9 protein-coding genes and 5 tRNA genes are annotated in these 12,566 nt (G+C 33.5%); 10 read left to right on the top strand and 4 right to left on the bottom strand.

Annotated elements, in window-relative coordinates:
- A partial coding sequence (locus tag E7419_07615) for a hypothetical protein (protein ID MBE7015048.1) occupies nucleotides 1-1,803 on the top strand: 1,803 nt, incomplete at its 5' end.
- A 42-nt stretch (nucleotides 1,804-1,845) separates the two neighbouring features.
- Here E7419_07615 and E7419_07610 read toward each other — a convergent pair.
- Genes E7419_07610 through polA form a run of 3 tightly spaced genes read right to left on the bottom strand, consistent with a single transcriptional unit; the run spans nucleotide 1,846 to nucleotide 5,524 of the window.
- On the bottom strand, nucleotides 1,846-2,187 hold the full coding sequence (locus E7419_07610; GenBank protein ID MBE7015047.1) for a hypothetical protein: 342 nt from the start codon (nucleotides 2,185-2,187) through the stop codon (nucleotides 1,846-1,848).
- Nucleotides 2,187-2,993 (bottom strand): DUF975 family protein, encoded by an 807-nt coding sequence (locus E7419_07605; protein ID MBE7015046.1) that lies wholly within the window; start codon nucleotides 2,991-2,993, stop codon nucleotides 2,187-2,189. The genes E7419_07610 and E7419_07605 overlap by 1 nt, the downstream gene beginning before the upstream one ends.
- 11 nt (nucleotides 2,994-3,004) lie before the next feature.
- Nucleotides 3,005-5,524 (bottom strand): DNA polymerase I, encoded by a 2,520-nt coding sequence (polA, locus tag E7419_07600; protein MBE7015045.1) that lies wholly within the window; start codon nucleotides 5,522-5,524, stop codon nucleotides 3,005-3,007.
- Nucleotides 5,525-5,672: 148 nt separating this feature from the next.
- Here polA and E7419_07595 point away from each other — a divergent pair, with 148 nt between their 5' ends.
- The 3 genes from E7419_07595 to nagA are packed head-to-tail and all read left to right on the top strand — an operon-like array spanning nucleotide 5,673 to nucleotide 8,817.
- A complete protein-coding gene (locus tag E7419_07595; protein ID MBE7015044.1) occupies nucleotides 5,673-6,710 on the top strand; it encodes a Gfo/Idh/MocA family oxidoreductase in 1,038 nt (345 codons plus the stop codon).
- Between the two features lie 25 nt (nucleotides 6,711-6,735).
- On the top strand, nucleotides 6,736-7,614 hold the full coding sequence (locus E7419_07590; GenBank protein MBE7015043.1) for a Gfo/Idh/MocA family oxidoreductase: 879 nt from the start codon (nucleotides 6,736-6,738) through the stop codon (nucleotides 7,612-7,614).
- Between the two features lie 12 nt (nucleotides 7,615-7,626).
- Nucleotides 7,627-8,817, top strand: a complete 1,191-nt coding sequence (gene nagA, locus E7419_07585) for an N-acetylglucosamine-6-phosphate deacetylase (GenBank protein ID MBE7015042.1) — start codon at nucleotides 7,627-7,629, stop codon at nucleotides 8,815-8,817.
- A 52-nt stretch (nucleotides 8,818-8,869) separates the two neighbouring features.
- On the opposite strand, the gene E7419_07580 is transcribed toward nagA, so the two are convergent.
- On the bottom strand, nucleotides 8,870-9,454 hold the full coding sequence (locus tag E7419_07580; GenBank protein ID MBE7015041.1) for a hypothetical protein: 585 nt from the start codon (nucleotides 9,452-9,454) through the stop codon (nucleotides 8,870-8,872).
- 58 nt (nucleotides 9,455-9,512) lie between these two features.
- Between E7419_07580 and E7419_07575 the strand changes: the two genes are divergently transcribed.
- From E7419_07575 to E7419_07550, 6 genes are all read left to right on the top strand, one after another.
- The gene (locus E7419_07575) at nucleotides 9,513-11,765 is read left to right on the top strand and encodes a PBP1A family penicillin-binding protein (GenBank protein MBE7015040.1); all 2,253 of its coding nucleotides are present in this window, start codon (nucleotides 9,513-9,515) and stop codon (nucleotides 11,763-11,765) included.
- Between the two features lie 211 nt (nucleotides 11,766-11,976).
- Nucleotides 11,977-12,052 (top strand) — tRNA-Val (locus E7419_07570).
- Nucleotides 12,053-12,061: 9 nt separating this feature from the next.
- Nucleotides 12,062-12,138 (top strand) — tRNA-Asp (locus tag E7419_07565).
- Nucleotides 12,139-12,196: 58 nt separating this feature from the next.
- Nucleotides 12,197-12,272: transfer RNA gene (locus E7419_07560), tRNA-Phe, on the top strand.
- A 3-nt stretch (nucleotides 12,273-12,275) separates the two neighbouring features.
- A tRNA-Gly gene (locus tag E7419_07555) sits at nucleotides 12,276-12,350 on the top strand.
- 44 nt (nucleotides 12,351-12,394) lie between these two features.
- Nucleotides 12,395-12,468: transfer RNA gene (locus E7419_07550), tRNA-Cys, on the top strand.
- The last annotated feature ends 98 nt before the right edge of the window (nucleotides 12,469-12,566 follow it).

Below are 12,566 nucleotides of genomic sequence, written 5' to 3'. Positions count from 1 at the left end.
AAGGTTGATAATCCATTTATATGTGAATATGTAAAGGATGTATGCAGTAAAAGCAAAAAAGGGGAAAAATGTAAATTTATAAATATAAATACAGGTATTCCTGATAATGTTAAATGTAAAATAAAAGATATTTCAGGAAAAGAGTATATAGAAAATTCCCAAGCATACTGTATTGAAATAGGAGAAAATACTAATATTTACGCAGAAACTCAAAGCGGGATTATATATGCTTTGACTACTTTAAAACATCTTATCAGGGATGATAATTTAGTAGAATCTTTTATATTTGATAAACCTGATGTGGAAAAAAGGGGGCTGCATTTTTTCATTCCGGGCAGGAAATTTATAAACGATTTCAAAAAAATGGTTGATGACATTTTAGTAGGTTATAAGTATAACGCAATTATTTTGGAAGTTGGCGGGGCAATGGAATATAAAAGACATCCAAAAATAAACGAGGAATGGGAAAAATATTGCAATATACTTCTTAAAAACTCAGGTATAGCAGATAAAATTCAGCATTATACATATCCATGGTCAAAAAACGCAATTCATCCCGAGAATGGAGGAGGCTCATATCTTACTCAGGAGGAAATAAAAGATTTAGTAAAATATTGTAGCGAACGCGGAATTGAAGTTATTCCCGAAATTCCTTCACTTTCCCATTCTGATTACATAGTAAGAGCATATCCTGAACTAAATGAACGTGTAGAAGACGCTGACCCTGATACATATTGTCCTTCAAACCCCAAAACGTATGAGATTGTATATGATATAATAGATGAGATTGCAGATGTTTTTGGTAATCCGAAATACATTTCAATAGGACATGATGAAGTTGTTACGATTGGAGTTTGTGAAAAATGTAAAAATAAAAATCCTGAGGATATTTTTATTGATGATATAAAAATACTTAATAATTATATCCGAAAAAAAGGAACAAAGACATTAATGTATGGCGACAAATTCTGTCCGTTAACTAAAGAGGACGGAACACCATATATTGATGATAAAGGGAAACTTTGCGGAGGACTTCAAGGATATGAAAAAGACGATCTGAGATATGTTCCTGAACTTTATAAATCATATAAAAATCTCCCACGTGATATAACTGTAATGAATTGGTATTGGTTATTTGATTTTGACAGCATTTTTTCTGACAGAGACGTATGGCTTCTTAATTTCAGAGGTTACAATTATAACGAGAGGAAAATTCAAAGCAAAAAAAACATAAAAGGAATTTTTGCTTCCAACTGGGGCAGAGGAGATTTTGTTAATATGTTAAGAAACGGCATTATTCAAGCCCTTATATTTAATTCATATATATGTTGGAATGAAAATTATGATTGCGAAGATAAAGAAAGCATAATCAAAAAAATACTTAAAGAACTTAACAATTACTATATAAGCAATATACTTAAAATTTCTTCCGACAAGAAATATATTATTGTTAACCATACAACTGACTTTTACATTCCTTATCGTTCTTTTGTCGATGGCGACTTTATAGACGAAGAAGAATATCACATCGGGGATTATGTTATAAAATATAAAGATGGAACTTCCTATAAAGAAAAAGTCATTTATGGAAAAAATATATCAAACATCAATATTGACATAGAAGATTTTACACCTGAACTTTATGAAACGTCATGTATGACAGTAGCAAATAAGTGCGGTAAAAATACGTATTACGAATGGATTTACGAAAACCCATTTCCTGATAAAGAAATAGAAAATATTGTTTTTGAAAAACTTAAAGGACAAAATTTAAATGTTTTTATTGATAAAATAGATTATTAAAAATTGCCGAAAAGGGAATTATCTCCCTTTTCGGCAATTGTTTTACACACATGCTGTTACATTCTTTACCTTTTCATCTTCGTCAAATTCAATTATAAGAAGTTTTGGATTTTCAGTGTCTTCATTTAAGTAATATTCCATAGTATCACCTGCATTACTTTTAAGCCCGTTTATTCCAAGAATTGAAAGTACTTCTTTTTTGTCTTTACCAAAAAGTGCCTCACTTCTTATTAAACTGTCTGCCATTCTATATCTTTTTTTAATATCAATATCCCATCTGTCACAGGAAAATTTCATATTATCTTTTGCCATTTTGTAGGCAAAAGCACCTAAGGCCGCAGCAGTACCTGCAATTAAAGTAGTTGTAAAAAATTTCTTTTTCATTATTCTTCCTCCTTAATATCATAATCCGTCTGTGCGATAGTTTTATCGGGAAATTCGCCGTTTAAAAATTTATAGAACATTATAAATGATGCTTCCTTGTAGGGAATAAATATTGTATCCGAAAAACCTTGCGTAAAGGCTGAAACAATATACCAGATAAAGAAACTTAAGTTAAAACCGATATAATATAGTATATGCCCTTTCATCAATTTAATACTTTTTATAACTGCCTTGATTCCTGAAAGTTTTTCGCTGTATAGTATGTAATTTGTAAGCGACACATAAGCATTTATTATGATTGATAAAATAATTGAAACAACTACACCAAGTTCAGTAAAAAACATTGTATAAAAGTCGCTTTGCGGTATTTTTACAAGTATATCAATATTCTTTGCAGGGTCAAGTGCATATTCCCTTAGTATATCCATTGCTTCTTTGCTTATAAGTTTATATGCTAAAAATATAACAAGCATCAGAGGGATATATGAAATAATCTTTGAAAGTATTAAAGGGATAAGTTTAAATATATATAAAAACCCGTCAAACATATTTCCCAAAGATGTTTCCTTTTTTTCCATTGAATCTATCATAAAACCTATTGCCCCTATTTTGAAGCAGGGAATAAGAATAAATGTAGATAAAATAAGAAGTATGAGCGTATGAATTTTTGATAGATTTAGACTGCTTGGTAAAAGTAAAATAAGGCTTGGCAAAAGCGAAACAAATAAAAATGCAATAATACATTTTAGAAAATTTCTTCCAAGATTTATTTTTGCCGATGTTTTAAAAAAAATGTATGGTTTCATAAAAGCACCTCTTATTTAAGTTCGTATAAATTTTCTCCCGAAGCACAGGAAACTGTTAAAGGTACGTTTATTTTAACAGCATTTTCCATTGAACTTATCAGTATTTCTTTAACTTTTTTAAGGTCTTCCTTGCTTGTTTCAATAACAAGTTCGTCATGGATTTGCAGTACTATTTTGGCATTTAGTTTATTTTCCTGAAGAGCCTTTTGAGTTTTAATCATTGCAATTTTCATTATGTCTGCAGCAGTACCCTGAATAGGGGTATTAAGTGCCATTCTTTCACCTGCAAGACGTGTCATATAGTTTCTGTCGGATAATTCTTTTATATAACGAATTCTTCCAAGAAGTGTTTTAACATATCCGTTTTCTTTTGCAAACTCAACTATATCAAACATATATTTTTTGATTTTAGGATATTTTGTAAAATAAGTATCAATAATGTCCTTTGCTTCTTTTCTTGAAATTCCTAAATCTTTGGCAAGTGTAAATTCAGTCTTTCCGTATAACAGACCAAAATTAACCATCTTTGCGTCCGAACGCATTTTGGGGGTAACGTCCTTTATATCAACCTGATATATTTTTGATGCCGCCTGAGTATGAATGTCCTCATTATTTTTAAATGCGTTTATAAGATTTTCATCTCCGCATATCTGAGCAAGTACCCGAAGTTCTACCTGAGAATAATCTGCAGAAACGAACACATTATCACTATTTACAGGTGTGAAAAGTTTTCTTATTTGTCTGCCAAGTTCAATTTTTACAGGAATGTTCTGAAGGTTAGGTTCGCTTGAAGAGAGCCTTCCTGTTTGTGTAACTGTCTGATGAAATTTAGAATGGAGAATATTATTTTCATCACATAAGGAAAGCAAACTGTCAATATAAGTTGATTTTAACTTTGTGTAAGTTCTGTAGTTGATAAGAAGGTCGATAATTTCGTGTTCTCCTTTTAATCCTTCTAAAACTGAGTTATCGGTACTATAACCTGTTTTCGTTTTTTTGGAGGGTTTAAGCCCTAATTTTTCAAAGAGAATAACGCTTAATTGCTTGGTTGAATTTATATTGAATTCTTCTCCTGCCAGTTTATAAATTTCACTTGTTAAAATGGATAGTTCATCTTCAAATTTCATACTTAGTTCATTAAGAGAAGGAACATCAATTTTTATTCCGTGAAGTTGCATACTTGCAAGTATTTTCATAACAGGAAGTTCAATGTCATAGTAAAGTTTGGATAAATTAGTGCTCTCAAGTTCAATGCTTAATTTCTCAAAAACATCGGGGAGCACAAAAGCACACTCGTGCAAAGTATCACAGGATTTTCCAATTGATGAATATATAATTGAGGGTAATCTGAACTCTCCAAATGATGGATCCAGAACATATTTTGCAATTTTTATATCAAAAATCTTACCGCTTAAGTTTATACCTAATGTGTTAAAATAAATTATATGTTCCTTTGCACCATAAGTAACCTTTGAAATTTCTTTGTTTTCAAAGATTTCTTTAAGTTTTTCTTTGGAGTCTTTAATATTTAACTCTATAATACCTTTTTCGCAGTATATATATATTTTTTCGTTTTCAATAAGATAAAAAATATGTGTAGCAAAGTCAAAGTCTGAAATATTGTTTGAAATTTTTATTTCAGGTGTAACATCTTCTTTTTCCGAGTTAAGAGAAAGTCTTTTAATAAAAGAATTAAGTTCTAATTTTTCAAATAATAAAACTGCTTCATCTTTTGGAGGCAACACTTTAAAAGCATTAAAATCAAAAGATAAAGGAACATCGCATTTTATTGTTGCAAGTTCTTTTGAAAGAAATGCCATTTCTTTGTTCTCGATTAATTTTTCTCTTACTGATTTTTTGATTTTGTCCGAGTCAATGTTTTTATATAAGTTTTCTATAGATTTAAATTCTTTGATAAGTGAAATCGCTGTTTTTTCTCCAACACCTTTTACACCGGGGATATTATCCGAACTGTCCCCCATAAGACCTTTTAAGTCGATAAATTCTTTAGGGGTAACCTCGTATTTGTATAACACACCTGCATCATTATAAGGTACTGTCTGTGTTTTCCCACCCTGAGTTGTAACAAGTAAAACAGTTGTATCTTTTGAGCATAACTGCAAATCGTCACGGTCCCCTGTTAAAATCTCACATTTTATATTTTCTGTTTCGCATTTTTTGGAAACAGTTCCTATTAAATCGTCTGCTTCATATCCTTCGAGTCCGATATGCGAAATATTAAGCACATCAAGAACTTCTTTTAAAATCGGAAGTTGAGTTGCAAGGTCATCGGGCATACCTTTCCTGTTTGCTTTATATAAATCATACATATCGTTTCTGAATGTTTTTTTAGATACATCAAAAGCAACGGTGATAAAATCAGGCTTTTTGTCATCTATCACTTTAAGAACAATATTTAAAAAACCAAAAATAGCATTTGTGGGAATCCCTTCTTTTGTACTTAAAGGTCTTATCCCGTAAAATGCACGATTGGCAATACTGTTTCCGTCCACAATTAGTAATTTTTTCAAGTAAAATCACCTCTTCATATATTATAATCCATATTGCATTTATTATCAAGTTGTAAATAAAAATATTTATAAAGTATTATATTTTTGCAGTTTCCTTGACAATAAAATTTTACTTTAGTATAATTTTTTTTAGAAAGATATAAAAGGGATGGGACTCAATATGGATAAAAAAGTGAGATTTGCAGCCATAGGTTGCGGAAGAATATTTGTTAATCATTCAGATGCAATTAAACACGCTCCGCATGCTGAACTTGTAGCAGTATGTGATGTTGTGGAAGAAAAAGCCAAAAAGGCAGCTTTAGAAAACGGACTTTCAAAATGGTATACTGATATTGAAACTATGCTTGAAAATGAAGAAATTGACGTTTGCTGCATTTTAACACCGAGCGGAATGCATCTTGACTGTGCATCTATAGTTGCAAATCATAAAGTAAATGTACTTTGTGAAAAACCCCTTGAAGTTACAAAGGAAAGAATGGATAAACTTATAGATTGCTGTAAAGATAATGGTGTTAAGTTAGGTTGTATATTCCAAAGAAGAACTTATGATGCCGCAATCAAAACCAAAGAAGCAATAGAAAAGGGCTATCTTGGGAAAATAACTATGGCAGATGCATCACTTAAATATTATCGCGACCAGGCATATTATGACAGCGGCGACTGGCGTGCTACATGGAAATATGACGGTGGCGGCGCTCTTATGAATCAGGGAGTTCACGGAGTTGATATGATTGCCTGGATGATGGGCGGAATTTATTCGGTTGATGCTACATGTGAAACTAAAGTATGGGATATAGAGGTAGAAGATACTGCTATTGCTAAAGTAAGATTTAATAATGGTGCAATTGGTGTTATTCAATGTGCTACAACTGCTTACCCTGGACTTGATACTATTTTCTCGGTTCACGGAAGCGAAGGAAGTATTTCCTTTGGTGATTCCGGATTTTACTATTGGAAACTTAAAAACCCTGATATAAAAATGCCTGAGGTAACAGGCTCTTTGGGTGGACTTAACTGTCAGTATTCTACTACTAATTATGGTCATACATATCTTGTTGAAGATATGGCTCTGGCACTTTTAGAGGGCAGAGATCCTATGATTACAGGCGAAGAGGCAAGAAAAAGCGTGGAAATTATTCTTGGAATTTATAAATCATCAGATGAAAAGAAAGAAGTAATTTTATAATAAACAAATGAAAGGTTGATACATAATGTTTAAAATTGGTATTTTAGGCTCAGATAACTCTCATGCTCAGCATTTTGCAAGACTTTGTAATGTTGAAAAAGTTTATGGAGATGATGTAAGAATAGTTGCTATTTACGGTAATGATGATGATCCGAATCATACTAAGGAAGTTGCAGAAAAAGGAGAAATTCCTTTTATTGCAAATAATCCTGAAGAATTTATGGGTAAAGTTGATGCCGTAATGGTTGTTTACAGGAGAGGTTCTCTTCATGTTCCCCATATTTTGCCGTTTATTGAAGCAGGCTACCCTGTGTGGATTGATAAACCTGTTTGTGAATCGATAGAAGATATTGAACTTTTAAGAAAAGCGGTTGAAAAGAATAATACACTTATTACAGGTGGTTCAACACTTAAATATAACTATGAAATTTTAACATTGAAAGATAAAGTAGAATCAGGAAGAATAGGCAATGTATCAGGAGGATGCATAAACTTCCCCGGCGATTTAGAGAGTGAATACGGCGGAATTTTCTTCTATGGTTCACACTTGATTGAAATGATGCTTTCTGTTTTCGGTTATGATGTAAAGAGTGTTACTGCAAAAACGATTGCTCCTAAAAATTCTATGGTAATTGCTTCTTATGAAGATAAAATGGTTACACTTGCCTTTAACAATCTTTGCTCTTCATATTATGTAACAGTATATGGCGACAAGAAAGTTTGTTCTCAGGAAGTTGATATTTCGTTTATTTATAAACTTGGTTTTGCTAAATTTGTTGAAATGTTAAAAACAAATAAAATGCCATTATCATTTGATGATTTGGTAAAACCTGTATATATTCTTAATGCAATACAAAAATCACTTGATGAAGACAGGGAAGTTCAGATTAGTGAGGTAATGTAAGAGGTAAATATAATGAGTAAAAAGTGTCTTTATAACGGAAAACTTATAACACCCGAAAGAATTATTGAGAACGGATATGTTGTTTTCTCAGATGGTAAAATAATTGAGGTTGGAAGCAATATTGATGTGTCGTCTTTTGATGGGGAAATGACTGATGTAAAAGGTAAGTATATTGCTCCGGGTTTTATTGATATCCACTGTCACGGCGGTGGTGGATGTGATTTTATGGACGGAACGGTTGATGCTTATATCACTGCAGCAACTACTCACGCACAGCATGGCACAACAGCAATTTTACCCACTACTTTAACAAGTACAAACGAAGAACTGATAAATACATTTGAAGTGTTTAACAAAGTTAAAGATATGGAGTTTGATGGTGCGAAACTTTTAGGTTTGCATTTGGAGGGACCATATTTCAGTCCTCTTCAGGCAGGTGCTCAGGACCCCAGATATTTAAAATGTCCTGTTAAAGAAGACTATGAAGAAATCACAAGAAAATCACACGGCAATATTGTAAGATGGAGCGCTGCACCCGAACTTCCGGGATCTGCCGAGTTTGGTGCATTCTTAAAAGAACAGGGTATTTTAGCATCAATTGCTCACTCCAATGCGAAATACGAAGATGTTATTTTAGCATATGAAAATGGCTTTAACCTTATAACTCATTTTTATAGTGGAATGTCAACTATCGTAAGGGAAGACGGATATCGTAAACTTGGCGTGATTGAGAGTGGTTATGTTATTGATGGTATGAATGTTGAAATTATTGCAGATGGCCATCATTTGCCTAAAGAATTACTTAAACTAGTATATAAATCAAAAGGTGCAGACAGGATTGCCCTTGTAACTGACTCTATGAGAGGTGCAGGTATGCCTGACGGAGAAGAAAGTATCTTGGGAAGCCTTAAAGACGGGCAGAAAGTTATTATCGAAGGCGGAGTTGCAAAACTTATGGACAGGTCTGCATTCGCAGGAAGTGTATGTACTACTGACCGACTGGTAAGAACTATGCATAAAGAAGCAGATGTTCCTTTGTGTGATGCAGTTAAGATGATGACGATTGTTCCTGCAAGATTTATTAAAATTGATAACAAAAAGGGAAGTATTGCTCTTTCAAAAGATGCTGACCTTGTTGTATTTGATGAAGATATCAATATCCTTATGACAATTGTAGAGGGAAAAACTGTTTATAAAATATAAAATGTAACAGGGTTGCAAAAGTCTTTGGCTTTTGCAACCCTGTTTTATGAAATTATGCAAAATCTTCAAAGAATTCAAGCATCTCTTCTTTAGAGCCGACTTCAATTCCGTTTTTTAATATTTCTATATCTTCATTTGGATATTCCCTTAAATTTATTTTAATTTCTTTGATGGTTATGTCGGGAGAATTTTTACTGTATGATATCAGTTTATTCCCTTGAAGTTTAATAATATAATGGTTATCACAATGTTTATCATATACCTTCATTGCAGAAATTGAAAAATCATTATAAGATGTTATTATATATTCGGGATTTTCGTTTTTTATTTCTTCTATTGTTTTCCCGATAAAATTCTGAGGTATAGTTTCGCTCTTTACTATGTTGTGACCGCACAAAAATGTTTCAGTCAGCGTAAATTCTGTGTTTTTAGTGTATTTAATATCATTTGTCTGAGGCTTGTTTATAACGATTTCACTCTCAGTTTCAGCTATAACCTCTTTTTCTTTGGAAGGAAGGGGAGTGGTAAGATTTATATATATTAAAAATCCCGTTATGAGTATAATAATACTGCATATTATAATTGTAATAATCAGACCTACAGGTCTTTTCTTTCTGTAAGAATACATATTATACATATTTATCACCAACCATATTTTTGACAAAAGATAACGAAATTATGCAAACTTTTAAAATATGTCTTTATTTTTTATTTTTTTATGTTATAATTGTAGATGGAGGTGTGTAGTAATGCCGTCAAAAAAGAAAAAGAAAAGTAATAATAAACTGTTTTCTAATATTCTTAAGATTTGTTTTACAGCCTTTTTAGTTTTAATGGCTTTATTTGCTATATACGTTGTTATGGTTATTGCATCGGCATCTATGGAAGATATGGATGTTGATAAATATATAATGAACTACAGTGGTCAGATTTATTATAAAAATAACGAAACGGGAAATTATGAAAATCTTGATAGTGTGTATTCAAGTGAAAACAGGCTTTGGGTACCTATTACAAAAATGCCCGAACATCTTAAAGATGCCGCTGTCGCTATAGAAGACGAAAGATTTTATCAACATAACGGTATTGACTTGAAAAGAACTTTTGGTGCAGTTGTGCACTACATTATTGATAAGGATTCTGCTTATGGCGGAAGTACTATCACACAGCAACTTGTAAAAAATCTTACGGGTCAGAAGGACAGGAAGGTTTCAAGAAAAATTAAGGAAATATGGAATTCTTTCAGGCTTGAGAGAAAAATGTCCAAAGACCAGATACTTGAACTTTATCTTAACACAATGTACCTTTCGCAAGGGTGTAACGGTGTCGGCGCTGCAGCACAGGTTTACTTTGATAAAAAAGTGGACGAGTTAACTATTGCCGAATCTGCCGCAATTGTCGGAATAACTCAGTATCCTACAAGATATGACCCATTTTTAAATCCTGAAAACAATAAGAAAAAGCAGGAGCTTGTTCTTAAAAAAATGTTTGAACTTGAATTTATAACTGAAGACGAATATGAAGATGCAAAAGCCGAGAAGATGGTATTTTCTAAGCATAATATGAATGATGGCACAAATTTTAATTCATATTTTGTTGATCAGGTAATAATTGACGTTGCAAATGACCTTGTTAAATATAAAGGATATGAATATGATGCCGCAATCCAGTATATTCATACAGGCGGTATTAAAATTTATTCAACGATAGATCCTGATATCCAAAGAAAGATGGACGCCGTTTACAATAACGAAGCAAACTTTGGTTCTAAAGGGGCGCAGTCTTCAATGGTTATTATGGATCCATATACAGGAGAAGTTAAGGGGATTGCCGGTGGTGTAGGTAAAAAAGGCGGCGACTTTGTTTTAAACCGTGCTACAATGTCAAAAAGGCAACCGGGTTCATCTATAAAACCTCTCTCTGTTTATGCTCCTGCTGTTGAAGAAGGGCTTATTTCTCCGATGACAATTTATGAGGATAAAGCAGTTAAGTATGGCGACTGGAGTCCTGTAAACTATTATTCGGGTTTTAAAGGACCAATGACAGTTCAATACGCAGTTCAGATATCTGCAAACACTGTTCCGATACAAATACTTGAAAAATTAGGTGTAGATAAATCTTATAACTTTTTAAAGAATAAACTTGGAATTTCAACACTTGTATCTCAGGAAACAAGAAACGGCAAAGTGGTATCGGATAAAAATCTTCCTGCTTTGGCATTGGGCGGACTTACCGATGGTATTACAACTTATGAAATGACTGCCGCTTACTGCGCATTTGTTAATAATGGAGTTTATATATCACCTCACACTTACACAAAAGTGGTTGACAGTAACGGTAAGATTATTTTAGAAAAGAAAATTTCAAAAACTTATGCAATGAGTAAGCAGACTGCACAAATTATGTGCCAGTTGCTTCATTCCGTTACTAAATCAGGAGGAACAGGTGTTGCCGCTAATCTTCCGAATGTTCAGGTCGGTGGTAAGACAGGAACGACTGATGATAATAAGGATAGATGGTTTGTAGGTATTACCCCGTATTATGTCGGTGCAGTATGGTATGGATTTGACAATCCGAAAGATATGGGCTATCTTACCAATAATCCTGCACTTAATGCATGGAAAAAAGTTATGTTGGAAGTTCACAGTGGACTTAAATATAAAGCATTCCCTGGCGCATCAAATGAAATTGAGGTTAAAGTGTGCAGCGTATCAGGTGATATATGCGTTTCTACCTGTGTTGACGAAGCGGGCAATTCAACAGGAACTGTATCTAAAATGCCGTATAGTTCTGCTCCTCAGAAACAATGTGACCCTAACAATCATAAAGTAGAAGTTGTTGAGCCTCCTTCGGATGAAGAGAATAATACTTCCGAAGAGACTGTTCCTGAACCGGACGAGGAAGAAAATAATACTGAAAATCAGGAAAACACCAATGAAGCAGCTTGAATATTAATATCAAAAAAGTTTGGAATTGTTTGTTCCAAACTTTTTTGATAAAAAAATCATAAAAGTATTGACAAGTGAATAAAATATATGTATAATATTACTTGCCTTTGAAAATGTGCAATTAATTTTTTTAAAAAAATTAAAAAAATGTGTTGACATTGGCTGAACAATATGATATAATATTCTTGTTGTTTGAAAAACGGCATTAGATGGGCGCATAGCTCAGCTGGGAGAGCATCTGCCTTACAAGCAGGAGGTCATAGGTTCGATCCCTATTGCGCCCACCATCTATTTTTGGCCCGGTAGTTCAGCTGGTTAGAACGCTAGCCTGTCACGCTAGAGGTCGAGGGTTCGAGTCCCTTCCGGGTCGCCAATTTTTTTTTATAATGGCTGAATAGTCGGTCATTTTTTTTAACTAAAAAGGCTTGTTTGCCTCTGTAGCTCAGTCGGTAGAGCAGGGGACTGAAAATCCCCGTGTCGGTGGTTCGATTCCGCCCGGAGGCACCAATTGCGGGAGTGGCTCAGTGGTAGAGCGTCACCTTGCCAAGGTGAACGTCGCGAGTTCGAATCTCGTCTTCCGCTCCAGAAATACAACGAAAGACGCAATATGCGTCTTTTGTTGTCAAAATGGCGCTATAGCCAAGTGGTAAGGCATGGGTCTGCAACACCCTGATCCCCAGTTCAAATCTGGGTGGCGCCTCCAAAAAAGCAGAACCAAAGAGATATAATGTCGATTTGGTCAGCAACAGAGAGGGTTTGCGAGTTTTTCGCAAACCCTCTTTCGTAATCAAAACTTGAAGA

This window comes from Oscillospiraceae bacterium, from assembly GCA_015068525.1.
Lineage (GTDB): Bacteria > Bacillota > Clostridia > UMGS1840 > HGM11507 > SIG450.
The sequence above is the reverse complement of the archived record's forward strand: the minus strand, read 5'-3'. Positions and strand labels throughout refer to the sequence as shown.